Here is a 16,640-nt window from a genome sequence, read left to right as displayed (position 1 = left end):
TTCAACAACAAATGGAGAGCGGTTAGGCCCGGCCCAAAAATCACTATTTGGGAAGGCGGTCTATTAACTCCCGGAGCTGAGGATAACGACGCCCCATTTCACTTAACGCTACGACGCCCTCTCCGTAACTCCCTTCACCGTGGATATTCCGCAAGATCAGCATTTCATGCGCCGCCTCTACCGGCCGACCGTTTAGACCAAGAGCCAATGCATACCTGAAAATGCTTGAAGAGTAGGGATATCGATGAGAAATCCTTTTCATAAACTCAATGTCGCCCTCCGACATCCCTTGTGTAGCTGGAGTTCTAGCAAAACGTATATACCCACCAAGCTGATCGAGAAAAAAAACATCAGGAGAAATCTTATCATGCACAACCGTCCCTATCCTCGCACTTTCAAAACGCATCAGGCGATAATCCTCCTCAACCCGAATGTATTCAACTACAAAGACCAACAAAACAACCAGCGAAATCAAAACGAGGCCATACACATACTTAACCGCTACTGACAACACTGGAGCTTCGGCTACTTCAAACTCCAAAACACCCAGTAGAATTCCGATGGGAAACAGAAGAAAGGCGTAGGCAAACGGGTATTCAAGCATTGAATGAATGCAAAAGAATCCCACAGCCAGCAAACAAAAAAGCGCCTCTGAACTTCTACCCATAATTACAAATCTTGCGAAAAAAAGCGCCGCCACCGCAAGCAATAAAGCCCCTGGAATCAGCCCATTCCATACGAGAATATCGAGAACGATATTATGACTGTATTCGGTTATCGGCACACCAGGATATAGAATCGAAACCGACGTCTGCGCGACGCTCGCTTGCCCCCAGCCATACCCCCAAAATGGCCCATTGATTATGGCTGCCCACATTTGCACCCACAGGTCCAGTCTGGCCCCTCCCCCAGCTCTATCTGATAGATTGGACATCGCTATATTTAGCGACTCCGAGATAATGGGGATAGCCAAGAAAAGCCCTGAATAAGCGGCGAAAAGTAGGCATACCGCCCATCCCGTTAGACGGACCCTCCCTCTCGCCCAGAACACCCAAACAATGGCGAATAGCCCTCCCAAAAGAGGAGTACGCGATTGACTCAGCGCGACTCCGAACAAAAAGAAAAAGGCCAATAGGCAGGAAACAAAAGTACTAAGGCGATTTCTTTCAAAAAGATAGCCAACCCCAACCAGCCCCAAGAGCAAGCAGGAAGCGTAATTGTTTGGCTGCGCAAAATTCGCAAATGGTCTCCCACCTGGAGGAAGATCAACCACCCAGAGACTACTGCCAAATTGCAACCACTGACGAAGAGAAATCCATACAGCGACAACCGAAGCAAAAACGGTCAACGAAAAAAAAAATATTAAAAGCCTTTGCGAACCACCAAAACCCTCTACCAGATGGCGACCAATAAAAATAGAGAGAAAAAATGCAAATACATAAAAGAAACAAACCATTGCATCACCGCGAAACCAAATAACCCCTCCCAACCACTGCACCATAGAAATAAAAGCGACAAAAAAAATAACAACTTCAAATCTTGTAAAACGAACTACCCCACGAATACAGAATGCCAAAAGCAAAACACCTAAAAATGAAAAAGAATCCTGACAGAAGCCAAGCCAGGGCGGGCTGTGATTTGGCAATAACCAAGAAAGCAAAAAAGCCAAACTGGAAAAAAACACAAGAATTGACTTGGCGCCTATCAAATCGGAGGAGAAATGCTTCATACACATATTTACATCCAAAAAAAACCCTGCAAAAGCAGGGTTATCGAAACCAATCTAATTATTTGCAGCTAGACGGCACATATCTGGATTCGAGGTTGGAGCCGCATTTCCAAGCAACGATGGGCTCATTAGTACCTGACACAAAACTTGCCGAAGTGGCGGCAGTGGTCGCATCAGCATTAACGTACGGAGTAAGTGTAATGTTCTGGCCGTTAATCCCAGTACCAATGCCCTGGATAGTGGCGGTAACAACACCAGCCTCCGACGTGGTAAGGGACGCAACATAGCGCGATTTCGGGCTAGTGCTTTCGCCACACCCAAAGCCGTTAGCAGTCGGGTTCGAACTGAAACCGGTCTGAGATGCCTCGGTGATTGCCGTACGGCAACCCGATACCGCCAAAACAGCTTCAGAAATTTTCGCCCGAGCGGTGTAATCCTGATAAGCAGGCAGAGCGATAGCAGCCAGAATCCCGATGATCGCCACGACGATCATCAATTCAATGAGGGTGAAGCCTTTTTGAGCTTTCATGTTTCTCTCCGTAGTTGTCAGGCCTGAAGACCTGCGCAAGCAGTAGCAGCTTCCATGCCAGAGGGCACAGCGCACTGCTGGTGCCTATTGATCGCGCGCCGCCCACTGCAACTCTCCATGTAAAGCGTCCCAAAGTGACGATTTTCGTCAGCCCCCACCACCTTCATTTGGCAGCCCCCCTCGTCTGCGCTATAAGGGCAGGCATTATGTGAGGCGCCCCTATGAACGACATCATCCAACTTTCCGGCCTAGCTAAGCAGATGGTGCTGGCAGAGATCCTTAGCGAAAAAGCCGCGCAGCAGGCACAACAGCAATCACAGCGGAACAAGCTGTCGCTGGTCACCTATGTGGTGCAGAACAGGCTTGCGAAAAGCCGGGAAGTAGCGGAACTGGCTGCTGAGCAGTTCGGTATCTCCTTGTTCGATCTTAGCGTTATAGATAGAGAGGGCCAGCCCAAGGATCTGGTCAGCGAGAAACTTGTGCGCCAACACCGCGCGCTTCCACTCTGGAGACGAGGGAATAAGCTGTTCGTAGGGGTATCGGACCCATCTAATCATCAGGCAATTACTGACATCCAGTTCAGTACAGGTTTGACCACCGAAGCGATCCTTGTCGAAGACGACAAGCTAGGGAACGCCATTGACCAAATGTTCGAGGCCGCGAGCAATGCGCTTGACGGCCTTGCCGACATGGATATGGAAGCCCTTGACATCGAAAATGCCAACGAAGACAAGCCCATTACCGAAGGCGGCGATGCCGACGATGCCCCAGTGGTCCGCTTCGTAAACAAGATGCTGCTGGATGCGATCAAGGGGGGCTCATCCGACCTGCACTTCGAACCCTACGAGAAGACCTACCGGGTACGGCTACGCACCGACGGCATCCTGCATGAAGCCGCGCGCCCGCCGATCCAACTGGCCAGCCGGATTTCCGCGCGGCTCAAGGTCATGGCTGGCCTGGACATTTCCGAACGTCGCAAGCCGCAAGACGGCCGCATCAAGATGCGCATCTCCAAGACCAAGGCCATCGACTTTCGAGTGAACACGCTGCCCACGCTGTGGGGCGAAAAGATCGTGATGCGGATCCTCGACCCGACCAGTGCGCAGTTGGGTATCGATGCGCTCGGTTACGAAGAAGACCAAAAAGAGCTGTACCTGAAAGCCTTGGCGCAGCCGCAAGGCATGATCCTAGTGACCGGCCCCACGGGCTCGGGCAAGACGGTTTCGCTTTATACCGGCATCAACATTCTCAATACCGTGGACATCAATATCTCCACGGCGGAAGACCCGGTGGAAATCAACCTCGAGGGCATCAACCAGGTCAACGTCAATCCACGCCAAGGGATGGACTTCGCTCAGGCACTGCGTGCATTCCTTCGCCAGGACCCTGACGTAATCATGGTCGGCGAGATCCGCGATCTGGAAACGGCCGAGATCGCCATCAAGGCCGCGCAGACCGGACACATGGTTATGTCCACGCTACACACCAATAGCGCCGCAGAAACCCTCACTCGACTGCGCAACATGGGTGTGGCCGCCTTCAACATCGCCACCTCAGTCAACCTGATCATCGCTCAACGCTTGGCCCGCAAGCTGTGCCCCGTATGTAAGAAGGAAGTGGAAGTACCGCGAGACACGCTGATTGCGGAAGGCTTCCCGGAAGACAAGATCGGCACTTTCAAGATCTATGCGCCAGTTGGCTGCGACAATTGCAAGCACGGCTACAAGGGCCGTGTCGGTATTTATGAAGTGGTTAAAAACACGCCATCCTTGCAGCGAATTATCATGGAGGAAGGCAACTCCATCGATATTGCCGCGCAGATGCGTGAGGACGGCTTCAACGACCTGCGCACCTCGGGCCTGCACAAGGCCATGCAAGGCGTAACCAGCCTTGAGGAAGTCAACCGCGTGACCAAGGATTAATCATGGCGCAGAAAGCAATCAAGACCAGCCTGTTCACCTGGGAAGGGACGGACAGGAAGGGTACAAAGGTCAAAGGGGAGTTGAGTGGTGTAAACCCTGCGCTGATCAAAGCCCAGCTTCGTAAGCAGGGCATCAGTCCCACCAAGGTACGCAAGAAAGGCTTTTCCTTCGGAGCTGGCAAGAAGATCAAGCCGATGGACATCGCCCTGTTCACCCGGCAAATGGCGACCATGATGAAGGCAGGGGTTCCCTTGCTGTCGTCCTTCGACATCATCATGGACGGCCAAGAAAATCCGAACATGCGCAAGCTGATCGACGAGATAAAACAGGAAGTGGCAGCGGGCAACAGTTTTGCCAATTCGCTGCGCAAGAAACCTCAGTATTTCGATGATCTTTATTGCAACCTTGTCGACTCGGGCGAACAGTCAGGCGCACTGGAAACCCTACTTGACCGCGTTGCCACCTATAAAGAAAAAACCGAACTGCTGAAGAAGAAAATCAAGAAGGCAATGAACTACCCCATTGCAGTCGTAGCGGTCGCCATCATTGTTTCCGCCATTCTCCTTATCAAAGTCGTCCCGCAGTTCCAGTCTGTGTTTGCTAACTTCGGCGCAGAATTACCGGCATTTACTTTGATGGTTATCGGGCTTTCCGAAGCATTGCAGGAATGGTGGTTCCTGATCTTGATCGCTATGTTCGGATTGGGCTTTGCATTCAAGGAAGCCCATAAACGCTCGCAAAAATTTCGAGACAGTGTTGATCGCGGCGTACTTAAACTTCCCATCGTCGGGGACATTCTCTACAAGTCATCTCTTGCTCGCTACGCGCGCACCCTAGCCACGACCTTCGCTGCAGGCGTTCCGCTGGTCGATGCTCTGGACTCCGTATCCGGCGCAACCGGCAACGTGGTGTTCAAAAATGCGGTGAACAAGGTGAAGGCCGACGTCTCCACCGGCATGCAGCTCAACTTCGCCATGCGCACCACAGGTGTGTTTCCCGCGATGGCAGTTCAGATGACCGCCATTGGCGAAGAGTCCGGCGCGCTTGATTCGATGCTGGACAAGGTTGCGACCTTCTACGAAGAAGAGGTCGACAACAAGGTCGACGGCCTGACGGCGCTCATGGAACCCATGATCATGGCCGTGCTGGGCGTGTTGGTAGGTGGCTTGATCATTGCGATGTATTTGCCGATCTTCCAACTGGGCTCCGTCGTCTGATGCCGTTGCTCGACTTCCTGGCCAGCCATCCGCTGGCCTTTGTTTTGTGCGCCGGGGTATTGGGGCTGCTGGTGGGCAGCTTTCTCAACGTAGTGGTCTATCGCCTGCCCCTGATGCTGGAGCGGGAGTGGAAGGTACAGGCCCGGGAAATCCTGGAATTGCCCACCGAAACGCCACAAAAACCCTTCAACCTCGTGCTGCCGAACTCCCACTGCCCTCACTGCGAGCACGAAATAAAGGCCTGGGAAAACATTCCACTGCTCAGTTATCTGACGCTGGGGGGGAAGTGTTCCAACTGCAAGTCGCCGATCAGCAAGCGCTACCCCCTGGTGGAGTTGGCTTGCGGTCTACTGTCGGGCTACGTGGCGTGGCTCTTCGGACTGTCCTGGCAAACCGGCGGGATGTTGCTGCTGACCTGGGGCCTGCTGGCGATGAGCCTGATCGATGCCGATCACCAGCTCCTTCCGGATGTGATCGTTCTGCCCTTGCTGTGGCTGGGCCTTATCGCGAACAACTACGGACTCTTCGCGAACGCAACGGATGCGCTCTGGGGCGCAATTGCCGGGTATCTGAGCCTGTGGTCGGTGTACTGGCTGTTCAAGCTCGTCACCGGCAAGGAAGGGATGGGCTACGGAGACTTCAAACTGCTGGCGATGCTGGGCGCCTGGGGTGGCTGGCAGATACTGCCGCTGACCATTCTCCTGTCGTCGCTGGTGGGCGCCATTCTGGGCATCATCACGCTGCGCCTGCGCAAATCCGAGGCCAGTACGCCGATTCCCTTTGGTCCGTATCTCGCGATTGCCGGTTGGATTGCCCTGCTCTGGGGTGATCAAATAACCGACTCCTATCTGCAATTCGCCGGGTTCCGATGACTTCCCCGCTCTCCTTGGCTCTCTTCAAGGCCATGTCCACCTACGATGACGAAGTACGCAAGGCAAAGGCGCCGGCCCTTGCCCCGCGTGCCTTCGACGACGCCACGGCCAGCCGATGAAACCCTGGATCCTCGGACTTACCGGCGGCATCGGTAGCGGCAAGAGTGCGGTGGCCGAGCATTTCGTCGACCTGGGCGTCCATTTGATCGACGCCGACCACGCCGCACGCTGGGTCGTGGAGCCTGGGCGCCCGGCGCTGGCACGAATCGCCGAGCATTTTGGCCCGACCGTTCTGCAGGCCGACGGAACACTGGACCGCGGCGCGCTGCGCTCAAGGGTTTTCCAGGACGCCGAGCAGCGACGCTGGCTGGAGAGCCTATTGCATCCGCTGATCGGCGAGGAGATCGTCAGCTATCTCGCGCAGGCCAAGTCGCCCTACGCGATCCTGGTTTCGCCCCTGCTGATCGAGTCCGGCCAACACCGTCTTACCCAACGGGTGCTGGTCGTGGATGCGCCCGAACAGCTGCAACTGCAGCGCACCATGAGGCGGGACAAGGCGTCCGAGGAGCAGGTCCGCGCCATTCTGCAGGCCCAGGCCCATCGCGAAGAGCGACTGCGCCACGCGGACGACGTGCTGATCAACGACAGGGATCTGCCCTGGCTGCGCTCGGAAGTCGAGCGTCTGCACCATTTTTACCTGACATTGCGCGGAGGCCAGCCATGAGCAACCCGATGACCGTCGAATGCCCCACCTGCGGAGCGCCCGTCGAGTGGAGTGCGAAGAGCCCGTCCCGCCCGTTCTGCTCGGAGCGCTGCAAGCTCATCGACCTAGGCGCATGGGCGTCCGAGGAGCATGCGATCCCCGGAGACCAGGTGGATGACGAGCTGTTTTCCGGGGAATTGCCGCCGAGTGCGCATTGAGTACCGCGGGATACCGCCGAAAGGCAGCCGTCGATCGCAAGCGGAAACCTCTCGGGCAGCGCGTCTCCCCTACTCCAGCCAGACCAGGCTGGCGAAGCGACCGGTAGGGTTGGCGCGGCGGTAGGAGTAGAAGCGCGGATCGCTGAAGGTACAGAAGCCGCCGCCATACACCGCGGTCACGCCACGGGCAGCCAGGCGGATACGCGCCAGTTGGTAGATGTCGGCGATATAGCGCCCGGCGTTGGCGCTCGGCACGAAGGCCCGCTCGGCCTCGCTGTGAGTCCCGATGAACGCCTCACGTACCTCGCCCCCCACCTCGAACACCTCTGCGCCGATCGCAGGACCGAGCCAGACCAGCAACTCGTCTCCGCCCACCTCGAGTGCATCCAGAGTCGCCTCCAGCACGCCGCCAGCCAGGCCTCGCCAGCCGGCGTGAGCCGCCGCCACGCGGCTGCCCGCGCGGTCGCAGAAGAGCGCGGGCAGGCAATCGGCGGTAAGCACGGCGCAGGCGACACCGCGGCGGGCAGTCCAGCTGGCGTCGGCGCGGTGGACGGTCTGCAGGTCGGCCTCCACCGCACGCACCGAATGCACCTGGGACAACCAGGCCGGCGCGCAGCCCAGCGTTTGGCTCAAAATATCGCGGTTCGCGGCGACCGCAGACGGATCGTCGCCGACGTGATCGCCGAGGTTGAAGCCGTCATACGGGGGAGGACTGAAGCCGCCGGAGCGGGTGGTGACGCAGGCGCGAACGCCGGCGGGTGCCGGCCAGCCGGGCGTCAGCCAGTCGTTCAGACGAACGCCTCGTTGTCCTGACGCAGCAGGGTCAGCAGCCAGACAAGATCGTCGGGCAGTGGCGACTCCCACTTCATGCGCGTGCCGGTGACCGGATGATCCAGCTCAAGAAAGCGCGCGTGCAGGGCCTGACGCGGAAACTGCTTGAGGGTTTCCACCAGGGTCGCGCTGGCGGCCGGCGGAATGCGGAAGCGGCCGGCGTACACCGGATCGCCCACCAGCGGGAAACCGACGTGGGTCATGTGTACGCGGATCTGGTGAGTGCGCCCGGTTTCCAGCTTGATGCGGGCATGCGTGTGCGAGCGGAAGCGTTCCAGCACGCGGTAGTGGCTGACCGCCGGCTTGCCACCGTCGATTACCGCCATGCGCTGACGCTGCGCGGAGCTGCGCCCGATCGGAGCATCGATCTTCCCGCCGGACGTGATCACGCCGATGACGATGGCCTCGTAGATGCGGCTGACGCTGCGCGCCTGCAGCTGCGCGACCAGTTTGGTCTGCGCCTCGAGCGTCTTGGCGACCACCATCAGGCCCGTGGTGTCCTTGTCCAGGCGATGGACGATACCAGCACGCGGCACGTTCACCAGGTCCGGCGCATGGTGCAGCAGCGCGTTGAGCAGCGTGCCATCGGCGTGCCCGGCCGCCGGGTGAACGACCAGGCCGGAGGGCTTGTCCAGCACCAGCAGGTGCTCATCCTCGTAGACGATGTTCAGCGCGATGTCCTGCGCCACCCAGTCGCCCTGAGCTTCCTGCTCGGCGTTGAGTTCGAGCACGGCGCCGCCGTAAACGATATCGCGCGGACGCAGCACACCGCCGTCCACGGTGAGCGAGCCGTCCTTGATCCAGGCGGAAAGGCGCGAACGCGAATGTTCGGTAAAGACCTGGGCTGCGACCTGATCGAGACGTTGCCCGCCGAGTTCGGTGGGGACCGAAGCGTGCAGTTGGATGGCTTGCTTGCTGATGGGAGACATGCTCGGAAAGGCTGGGCGTAGCCTTTGGTTCGGCTGCGCGCTTGTGGTTAAATACGGCGTCTTTGCCCCGGCACAACCGGGGCGTCCACTATAACAGGACGGCCGCGCACGAGACAGCCAGCCGTCACAGGGACGCAAGCCGATATGCAAGTGAAACACCTGCTGCTGATCGCCACCCTCGCCCTCACCGCAGCCTGTTCCTCGAACAAGGAAGTGGTCGACGAGAATCTGAGCGAGGCCGAGCTGTACCAGCAGGCCCAGGAAGCCCTCAGCGATAACAGCTACAACAGCGCAATCGCCAAACTCAAGGCCCTGGAGTCACGCTACCCGTTCGGCCGCTATGCCGAGCAGGCGCAGTTGGAGCTGATCTACGCCAACTACAAGAACGTCGAGCCGGAAGCCGCCAAGTCCTCGGCGGAGCGCTTCATTCGTCTGCACCCGCAGCACCCGAACGTCGACTACGCCTATTACCTCAAGGGCCTGGCCTCGTTCGACCAGGATCGCGGCCTGCTGGCGCGCTTCCTGCCGCTGGACATGACCAAGCGTGACCCCGGCGCCGCGCGCGATTCGTACAACGAGTTCGCCCAGCTGACCAGCCGCTACCCGAACAGCCGCTACGCGCCCGACGCCAAGCAGCGCATGATTTACCTGCGCAACCTGCTGGCCGCCTACGAAGTGCACGTCGCCCACTACTACCTGACCCGCGAGGCCTACGTGGCCGCCGCCAACCGCGGTCGTTACGTGGTGGAGAACTTCCAGGAAACCCCGTCGGTGGGCGATGGCCTGGCGATCATGGTCGAGTCCTACCAGCGCCTCGGCCTGGACGACCTGGCTGCCACCAGCCTGGAAACCCTGAAGCTGAACTATCCGGACAACGCCAGCCTGGTCGATGGCAAGTTCGTGCCGCGCGAAGAGGAGGCCGATAACCGCTCCTGGCTGGCCAAGGCCACCCTCGGCTTCATCGAAAGCGACACGCCGCTGCCGCCGGGCGAGACCCGCGCCAGCCAGGACGTAATCAAGCAGTACGAGGACGCCCAGGAATCGATTCCGCAGGAACTGATCAATCAGGACGGCGCCGATGCACAAGCCACTGAAGCCGACGCGCCGAAGAAGCGCTCGTGGTTCAGCCGCCTGACCTTCGGCCTGTTCGACTGAGTCGACTGCGCTGAAATGAAAAAGGGCCCGCGAGGGCCCTTTTTCTTTTCCTGTCATTAGCGCCCGGACTGCCGGACGCGGGCTCTCGCGGAGCAGCGGAGTCCTGAGTTTTCCCGCCAGCGAGAACGCCCGCGCCCCTCGGCCTCAGTGATCGTGATGCAGGTAACTCGCCTGCTTCGGCAGACGCAGGCTGACGAAGAAGGTCAGTACCAGCATGCCCGACACGTACCAGTAGAACGTCTCCTCCATGCCGATGCTCTTCAGCCCGAGGGCGACGTATTCCGCCGAGCCGCCGAACAGGGCGTTGGCCACCGCGTAGGACAGGCCGACGCCGAGCGCGCGGATTTCGGCAGGGAACATCTCGGCCTTCACCAGACCGGCGATCGAGGTGTACAGGCTGACGATGGCCATCGCCAGGATGATCAGGCCGAATGCCGCGAACGGGCTGCTGACGCCCTTTAGCGCGGTCAGGATCGGATAGGTGCAGAGCGCTCCGAGGGCGCCAAACCAGAGCATCGAGGCGCGCCGGCCGATCCTGTCCGACAGCATGCCGAACAACGGTTGCATCAGCATGTAGACGAACAGTGCGAAGGTCATCACGGCGCTGGCGGTCTTCGCGCTCATGCCGCTGGTGTTGACCAGATACTTCTGCATGTAGGTGGTGAACGTGTAGAAGATCAGCGAGCCCCCGGCGGTATAGCCAAGCACGGTGAAGAACGCTGCCTTGTGGTGCCGGAACAGTTCGCCGAGGGTGCCGGCCTCCTTGCGCCCGAGGTCTTCGGTCTTCGCCGTTTCATTCAGCGAGCGGCGCAGGTACAGCGAGATCACCGCCGCCAGCGCGCCGACCACGAAGGGAATCCGCCAACCCCAGGCCCGCAGTTCATCCTCGCTCAGCACCTGCTGGAGAATCACCACCACCAGCACGGCGAGCAACTGGCCGCCGATCAGGGTGACGTACTGGAACGAGGAGAAGAAACCACGCTGCCCGCGCAGCGCCACCTCGCTCATGTAGGTCGCGGTGGTGCCGTACTCGCCGCCTACCGACAGCCCCTGGAACAGGCGCGCCAGCAGCAGCAGGAAGGGCGCGAGCGCGCCAATGGTCTCGTAGGTCGGCAGGCAGGCGACCACCAGCGAGCCGCCGCACATCATCAGCACCGAGATCATCATCGAGGTCTTGCGCCCGCGCTTGTCGGCGATGCGGCCGAACAGCCAGCCGCCGATGGGACGCATCAGGAAGCCCGCGGCGAACACCCCGGCGGTATTCAGCAACTGGACCGTCGGGTCGTCCTTGGGAAAGAACGCCTGGGCGAAGTAGATCGCGCAGAAGGCGTAGACGTAGAAGTCGAACCATTCGACCAGGTTGCCGGACGAGGCGCCGACGATGGCGAAAATGCGCTTGCGGCGCTCCTCTGATGAGTAATGCGGGGTGTCGGTCATCGGGAAGTCTCTTTGCGAGAGTGTTCTTACCCTGACCTGTAACGGGATATGTCGTTCAACGCAGAAGTGGACGTACGGTCCGCAGCGGCGGATATCTTCCGCCGCCATGGACCGTTCCGAGGGCTCAGTCGCCGATCTGCCAGCCCGAGGTGATCGGGTAACGGCGGTCGCGGCCGAAGCCGCGCTGGGTCACGCGCACGCCAACGGCCGCCTGGCGCCGCTTGTACTCGTTGAGATCGACCAGGCGCAGCACCCGGCGCACCGTCTGCTCGTCGAAACCCTCGGCGATGATCGCGTTGGCCGATAGGTCATGCTCGACGTACAGACGCAGGATCTCGTCGAGCACCGGATACGGCGGCAGCGAATCCTCGTCCTTCTGGTCCGGCGCCAGTTCGGCGGACGGCGGACGGTCGATGACCCGCTGCGGGATCACCGGCCCGAGCGTGTTGCGGTACTCGCAGAGGCGGAACACCAGGGTCTTCGGCACGTCCTTGAGCACATCGAAGCCGCCGGCCATGTCGCCATAGAGCGTCGCGTAACCGACTGCCATCTCGCTCTTGTTGCCGGTGGTCAGCACCAGATAGCCCTTCTTGTTGGAGATCGCCATCAGCAAAGTGCCGCGGCAGCGCGCCTGCAGGTTCTCTTCCGTGGTGTCGCGGCCGAGGCCTTCGAATACCGGCGCCAGGGTGGCGAGGAACGATTCCACCATCGGCGCGATGGGCAGCACGCTGTACTTCACGCCGAGCGCGTCGGCCTCTTCCTCGGCATCTTCCAGGCTCATCTGCGCGGTGTAGTGATACGGCATCATCACCGCCTCGACCTGCGCCGCGCCGAGCGCATCCACCGCCACCGCCAGCGTCAGCGCCGAATCGATGCCGCCGGAGAGGCCGAGCACCACGCCCTTGAAGCCGTTCTTGCGCACATAGTCGCGCACCCCGACGACCAGCGCCTGATAGACGCTGGCTTCGATGCCGGGCAACGCTGCGCAGGCGGCCGGCAGCGGTTGCAGGCGCTCGCCATCGAACGCCAGTTCGACCGGCAGTAGCACCTCGGCGAAAGGTTCGGCGCGCTGGGTCACCTGCCCGTCGGCGGAAATCACGCAACTGCCGCCGTCGAACACCAGCTCGTCCTGCCCGCCGACTTGGTTCACGTAGATGATCGGCATGCAGCAGTCGGTGGCACGACCGGCCAGCAGGCGCTCGCGTTCGGCCTGCTTGTCGAGGTGGAAAGGCGAGGCGTTGAGGCTGAGCATCAGCTTGGCGCCCGCCGCCCTGGCCTGGGCGATCGGTTCGGGGAACCAGATGTCCTCGCAGATCGTCACCGCCACCGGCACGCCTTTGACTTCGATCACACAGGGCCGCGCGCCGGACTCGAAATAGCGTTTCTCGTCGAAGACCCGGTAGTTGGGCAGCTTCTGCTTGTAGTAACGCGCCAGCAGCACGCCATCGGCGAGCACCCCGCAGGCGTTGTAGCGGGTCTCGCCCACCTGCCAGGGGTAACCGACCACTAGGTAGATGCCGCTGACCTCGTCCTTGATGCGCTGCAGCCCCTGCTCGATGCGTGCCTGCATGCTCGAGCGCAGCAGCAGGTCTTCCGGCGGATAGCCGCACATGGCCAGCTCGGGAAAGACGATCAGATCGGCCTTCATCCGGTCGCGCGCCTCGAGCGCGGCGGCGATGATCCGCTCGACATTGCCGTGTATGTCGCCCACCGGCAGATTCATCTGGGCCATCACGACCCGCAGGGTTTGGCTCATGCCGCCTCCACGATTCCATTGATCTTGCATGCCGCTGCGAAAAGAGGCACCCGCTGGGCGTATTCTCCCGTATCCCGCCAGCCGGTAACAGCGCTTCGGCCACAACCGCCGCCGGCGATGCGTTCATCGCTGTGCTCGCCCTGCGGGCTTGGCTAAACTGCCTGCCTTTCCTCACCAAGCGAGCGTCATCGCATGTTTCGTCTGCTGCTCTGGGCCGCGCTGATCGCGGCGGCTTACTGGTTGTGGCGACGGGCCACACGCCCTGCCCGTCCGGTTGAAAAGCCGGAAAGCGCCACGCCGATGGTCCGCTGCGCGCACTGCGACATCCACCTTCCGCGCGAACATGCACTGGCACAGGGCGAACGCTGGTACTGCAGCCAGAAACACCTGGAACAAGGCGCCAAGCCCGGTGCCCGATAGTTCCCTGCCGCTGAGCAGCGCCGCCAGCCCACGGATGCTGCGTCTCTATCACCTGTACCGGCTGACCATCGGCCTGGTACTGGTGCTGCTCATCTCCAGCGACCTCGACGACCAGTTGCTCGACCTGGCCCAGGGGCCGCTGTTCCGCTACGGCAGTTGGCTGTACCTGATCGTCAACATCGTCATCGCGGTACTGCTGCAACGCCCGCGCCACCTGCTGCAGGTGTTCAGCCTGGCGATGTTCGACGTGACCATGCTGTCGGCGCTGTTCTACGCCGCCGGCGGTACGCCAAGCGGCATCGGCAACCTGATGATCGTCGCGGTGGCGATCGCCAACATCCTGTTGCGCGGGCGCATCGGCCTGCTGATCGCGGCCGTGGCCTCGATCGGCATGATCTACCTGACCTTCTACCTGAGCCTCGCCCGCCCCGCGGCAGCCTCGCAGTTCGTCCAGGTAGGCGCACTCGGCGCGCTGTGCTTCGCCGCCGCGCTGTTCGTCCAGACCCTGAGCAAGCGCCTGCGCCATTCCGAAACCCTGGCCGAACAGCGCGCCAGCGACGTCGCCAGCCTGGAGACGCTCAACGCCCTGATCCTGCAGCGCATGCGTACCGGCATTCTGGTGCTCGACGAACAGCGCCAGGTGCTGCTGGCCAATCAGGGCGCGCTGAACCTGCTCGGCAGCGACCACCTCGCCGGCGAACCCCTGGCGGCACGCTGCCCGACGCTGGTCGAGCGCCTCCAGCAATGGCGCGACAACCCGACGATGCTGCCGCGCAGCATCGTCGCGGTGCCCGGCGGGCCGATCCTGCAGCCGAGCTTCATCGCCCTGCAGCGCGGCGAAGAGCAGCAGGTGCTGGTGTTCCTCGAGGACATCTCGCAGATCGCCCAGCAGGCGCAGCAGCTCAAGCTGGCATCGCTCGGCCGCCTGACCGCCGGCATCGCCCACGAGATCCGCAACCCGCTTGGCGCCGTCAGCCATGCCGCGCAGTTGCTGCAGGAGTCGGAAGCCCTGGAGGCGCCGGACAAACGCCTGGCGCAGATCATCCAGGACCATTCGCGACGGATGAACCTGGTGATCGAGAACGTCCTGCAACTGTCTCGCCGGCGCCAAGCCGAGCCGCAACTGCTCGACCTGAAGTACTGGCTGCACCGTTTCGTCGGCGAATACCGCAGCGCGTCCGGACCGAACCAGACTCTGCACATCGAGACCCACGGCAGCAGCCTGCAAACGCGCATGGACCCTCACCAGCTGACCCAGGTGCTGACCAACCTGATCGAGAACGGACTGCGCTACAGTGCACAGAACAACGATCGGGGCCAGGTCTGGCTGCGGCTGTTCCGCGATGCCGACAGCGACCTGCCCGTCCTCGAAGTGCTGGACGACGGGCCCGGCGTGCCCCAGGAGCAGATCGAGCATATTTTCGAGCCGTTCTACACCACCGAAAACAAGGGCACCGGCCTGGGGCTGTATATTTCCCGTGAGCTGTGCGAGAGCAACCAGGCGCGCCTCGACTACAAACCCCGCGAAGAGGGCGGCAGCTGCTTCCGCGTCACCTTCGCCCACCCGCGCAAACTGAGCTGACCATGACCGCTCGACAGAGAGCCCTGATCGTCGACGACGAGCCCGATATCCGCGAACTCCTGGAGATCACCCTGGGGCGGATGAAACTCGACACGCGCAGCGCCCGCAACGTCAAGGAGGCGCGCGAATGGCTGGCGCGCGAGCCCTTCGACCTGTGCCTCACCGACATGCGCCTGCCCGACGGCACCGGCCAGGATCTGGTGCAGTACATCCAGCAGCGCCACCCGCAGGTCCCGGTGGCGATGATCACCGCCTACGGCAGCCTGGATACCGCGATCAACGCGTTGAAGGCCGGCGCCTTCGACTTCCTCACCAAACCCGTGGACCTCGCCCGCCTGCGCGAACTGGTCGCCACCGCGCTGCGCCTGCATGCACCGGGCAACGACCCGGCCAGCGTCGACGAGCGACTGATCGGCGACTCGCCGCCGATGCGCACCTTGCGCAAGCAGATCGAGAAGCTCGCGCGCAGCCAGGCGCCGGTCTATATCAGCGGCGAATCCGGCACCGGCAAGGAGCTGGTCGCACGGCTGATCCACGAACGCGGCCCGCGCGGCGAGCAGCCGTTCGTCCCGGTGAACTGCGGCGCGATCCCCTCCGAGCTGATGGAGAGCGAATTCTTCGGCCACAGGAAAGGCAGCTTCACCGGCGCCATCGAGGACAAGCTGGGGCTCTTCCAGACGGCCAACGGCGGCACGCTGTTCCTCGACGAGGTGGCCGACCTGCCGCTGCCGATGCAGGTCAAGCTGCTGCGCGCGATCCAGGAAAAAGCCGTGCGCGCCGTGGGTGGCCAGCAGGAAGTGGTACTCGACGTGCGCGTGCTCTGCGCCACCCACAAGGACCTCGCCGCCGAGGTCGCCGCCGGACGCTTCCGCCAGGACCTGTACTACCGGCTGAACGTCATCGAACTGCGCGTGCCCTCGTTGCGCGAACGCCGCGAGGACATTCCGCAGCTGGCGACGAACGTGCTCAACCAACTGGCGGCGGCCAGCAGCCAGCCCGCCACGCTGCACGGCGAAGCCCTGGAAAAGCTCAAGAGCTACCGTTTTCCCGGCAACGTCCGCGAACTGGAGAACATGCTCGAACGGGCCTACACACTGTGCGAGGACGATCAGATCAGGCCCGAGGACCTTCGCCTTGCCGAGGCCCCGGTCGCCGGCGATACGGCCGACGGCAGCCTGGCGCAGGTGGACAACCTCGAGGACCACCTGGAGGAGATCGAGCGCAAGCTGATCATGCAGGCACTCGAGGAAACGCGCTGGAATCGCACCGCCGCGGCGCAGCGCCTCGGCCTGACGTTCCGTTCGATGCGCTATCGGCTGAAGAAGCTCGGGTTGGATTGA

15 protein-coding genes are annotated in these 16,640 nt (G+C 61.2%); 9 read left to right on the top strand and 6 right to left on the bottom strand.

Going from position 1 to position 16,640, the window contains the following annotated elements; translation table 11 throughout:
• Window positions 1-43 precede the first annotated feature (43 nt).
• Window positions 44-1,729, bottom strand: coding sequence for a PglL family O-oligosaccharyltransferase (locus BLV15_RS07885; protein WP_175534314.1), 1,686 nt, complete (start codon window positions 1,727-1,729; stop codon window positions 44-46).
• A gap of 58 nt (window positions 1,730-1,787) precedes the next feature.
• Window positions 1,788-2,258 (bottom strand): pilin, encoded by a 471-nt coding sequence (locus BLV15_RS07880; RefSeq protein WP_090226298.1) that lies wholly within the window; start codon window positions 2,256-2,258, stop codon window positions 1,788-1,790.
• Between the two features lie 221 nt (window positions 2,259-2,479).
• On the opposite strand from BLV15_RS07880, the gene pilB reads away from it, so the two are divergent.
• The 5 genes from pilB to yacG all read left to right on the top strand — a co-directional run bounded on the left by pilB (window position 2,480) and on the right by yacG (window position 7,190).
• Window positions 2,480-4,180, top strand: a complete 1,701-nt coding sequence (pilB, locus tag BLV15_RS07875) for a type IV-A pilus assembly ATPase PilB (RefSeq protein ID WP_090226296.1) — start codon at window positions 2,480-2,482, stop codon at window positions 4,178-4,180.
• Window positions 4,181-4,182: 2 nt separating this feature from the next.
• Window positions 4,183-5,397, top strand: coding sequence for a type II secretion system F family protein (locus tag BLV15_RS07870; RefSeq protein WP_090226293.1), 1,215 nt, complete (start codon window positions 4,183-4,185; stop codon window positions 5,395-5,397).
• Complete coding sequence (locus BLV15_RS07865) at window positions 5,397-6,269, top strand: prepilin peptidase (RefSeq protein WP_090226291.1); 873 nt, start codon at window positions 5,397-5,399, stop codon at window positions 6,267-6,269. Before BLV15_RS07870 ends, BLV15_RS07865 begins: the two co-directional genes overlap by 1 nt.
• Before the next feature lie 115 nt (window positions 6,270-6,384).
• Window positions 6,385-6,993, top strand: coding sequence for a dephospho-CoA kinase (gene coaE, locus BLV15_RS07860; RefSeq protein WP_090226288.1), 609 nt, complete (start codon window positions 6,385-6,387; stop codon window positions 6,991-6,993).
• Window positions 6,990-7,190 carry a DNA gyrase inhibitor YacG gene (gene yacG, locus BLV15_RS07855; protein WP_090226285.1) on the top strand — a complete coding sequence of 67 codons (201 nt, stop codon included), beginning with the start codon at window positions 6,990-6,992 and terminating at the stop codon, window positions 7,188-7,190. The genes coaE and yacG overlap by 4 nt, the downstream gene beginning before the upstream one ends.
• A 69-nt stretch (window positions 7,191-7,259) precedes the next feature.
• Here yacG and pgeF read toward each other — a convergent pair whose 3' ends face one another.
• Window positions 7,260-7,982, bottom strand: coding sequence for a peptidoglycan editing factor PgeF (pgeF, locus tag BLV15_RS07850; RefSeq protein ID WP_090227410.1), 723 nt, complete (start codon window positions 7,980-7,982; stop codon window positions 7,260-7,262).
• A complete protein-coding gene (rluD, locus tag BLV15_RS07845) occupies window positions 7,979-8,950 on the bottom strand; it encodes a 23S rRNA pseudouridine(1911/1915/1917) synthase RluD (protein WP_090226283.1) in 972 nt (323 codons plus the stop codon). The genes pgeF and rluD overlap by 4 nt, the downstream gene beginning before the upstream one ends.
• 144 nt (window positions 8,951-9,094) lie before the next feature.
• On the opposite strand from rluD, the gene BLV15_RS07840 reads away from it, so the two are divergent.
• A complete protein-coding gene (locus tag BLV15_RS07840; RefSeq protein ID WP_090226280.1) occupies window positions 9,095-10,105 on the top strand; it encodes an outer membrane protein assembly factor BamD in 1,011 nt (336 codons plus the stop codon).
• A 144-nt stretch (window positions 10,106-10,249) separates the two neighbouring features.
• On the opposite strand, the gene BLV15_RS07835 is transcribed toward BLV15_RS07840, so the two are convergent.
• Together BLV15_RS07835 and BLV15_RS07830 are read right to left on the bottom strand one after the other, a co-directional pair.
• On the bottom strand, window positions 10,250-11,542 hold the full coding sequence (locus BLV15_RS07835; protein ID WP_090226277.1) for an MFS family transporter: 1,293 nt from the start codon (window positions 11,540-11,542) through the stop codon (window positions 10,250-10,252).
• 124 nt (window positions 11,543-11,666) lie between these two features.
• Entirely contained in the window at window positions 11,667-13,298 is a 1,632-nt protein-coding gene (locus BLV15_RS07830) for an NAD+ synthase (RefSeq protein ID WP_090226274.1), read from the bottom strand.
• Between the two features lie 192 nt (window positions 13,299-13,490).
• Here BLV15_RS07830 and BLV15_RS07825 point away from each other — a divergent pair, with 192 nt between their 5' ends.
• The 3 genes from BLV15_RS07825 to BLV15_RS07815 are packed head-to-tail and all read left to right on the top strand — an operon-like array spanning window position 13,491 to window position 16,640.
• Window positions 13,491-13,718, top strand: coding sequence for a PP0621 family protein (locus BLV15_RS07825; protein ID WP_090226272.1), 228 nt, complete (start codon window positions 13,491-13,493; stop codon window positions 13,716-13,718).
• 34 nt (window positions 13,719-13,752) lie between these two features.
• Window positions 13,753-15,300 carry a sensor histidine kinase gene (locus BLV15_RS07820; RefSeq protein WP_245728163.1) on the top strand — a complete coding sequence of 516 codons (1,548 nt, stop codon included), beginning with the start codon at window positions 13,753-13,755 and terminating at the stop codon, window positions 15,298-15,300.
• Between the two features lie 2 nt (window positions 15,301-15,302).
• Window positions 15,303-16,640 carry a sigma-54-dependent transcriptional regulator gene (locus tag BLV15_RS07815; RefSeq protein ID WP_090226266.1) on the top strand — a complete coding sequence of 446 codons (1,338 nt, stop codon included), beginning with the start codon at window positions 15,303-15,305 and terminating at the stop codon, window positions 16,638-16,640.

Source organism: Pseudomonas kuykendallii, assembly GCF_900106975.1.
GTDB lineage: Bacteria > Pseudomonadota > Gammaproteobacteria > Pseudomonadales > Pseudomonadaceae > Pseudomonas_O > Pseudomonas_O kuykendallii.
This window is presented reverse-complemented; position numbering and strand designations above follow the sequence as displayed.

Bases quoted from the DNA above. Each gene is read 5' to 3' on its own strand.
- coaE (WP_090226288.1), top strand. From the start codon at position 6,385: ATGAAACCCTGGATCCTCGGACTTACCGGCGGCATCGGTAGCGGCAAG.
- rluD (WP_090226283.1), bottom strand. From the start codon at position 8,950: ATGTCTCCCATCAGCAAGCAAGCCATCCAACTGCACGCTTCGGTCCCC.
- yacG (WP_090226285.1), top strand. From the start codon at position 6,990: ATGAGCAACCCGATGACCGTCGAATGCCCCACCTGCGGAGCGCCCGTC.
- BLV15_RS07840 (WP_090226280.1), top strand. From the start codon at position 9,095: ATGCAAGTGAAACACCTGCTGCTGATCGCCACCCTCGCCCTCACCGCA.
- BLV15_RS07825 (WP_090226272.1), top strand. From the start codon at position 13,491: ATGTTTCGTCTGCTGCTCTGGGCCGCGCTGATCGCGGCGGCTTACTGG.
- BLV15_RS07830 (WP_090226274.1), bottom strand. From the start codon at position 13,298: ATGAGCCAAACCCTGCGGGTCGTGATGGCCCAGATGAATCTGCCGGTG.
- BLV15_RS07820 (WP_245728163.1), top strand. From the start codon at position 13,753: ATGCTGCGTCTCTATCACCTGTACCGGCTGACCATCGGCCTGGTACTG.
- BLV15_RS07870 (WP_090226293.1), top strand. From the start codon at position 4,183: ATGGCGCAGAAAGCAATCAAGACCAGCCTGTTCACCTGGGAAGGGACG.
- BLV15_RS07815 (WP_090226266.1), top strand. From the start codon at position 15,303: ATGACCGCTCGACAGAGAGCCCTGATCGTCGACGACGAGCCCGATATC.
- pilB (WP_090226296.1), top strand. From the start codon at position 2,480: ATGAACGACATCATCCAACTTTCCGGCCTAGCTAAGCAGATGGTGCTG.
- BLV15_RS07880 (WP_090226298.1), bottom strand. From the start codon at position 2,258: ATGAAAGCTCAAAAAGGCTTCACCCTCATTGAATTGATGATCGTCGTG.
- BLV15_RS07885 (WP_175534314.1), bottom strand. From the start codon at position 1,729: ATGAAGCATTTCTCCTCCGATTTGATAGGCGCCAAGTCAATTCTTGTG.
- BLV15_RS07865 (WP_090226291.1), top strand. From the start codon at position 5,397: ATGCCGTTGCTCGACTTCCTGGCCAGCCATCCGCTGGCCTTTGTTTTG.
- BLV15_RS07835 (WP_090226277.1), bottom strand. From the start codon at position 11,542: ATGACCGACACCCCGCATTACTCATCAGAGGAGCGCCGCAAGCGCATT.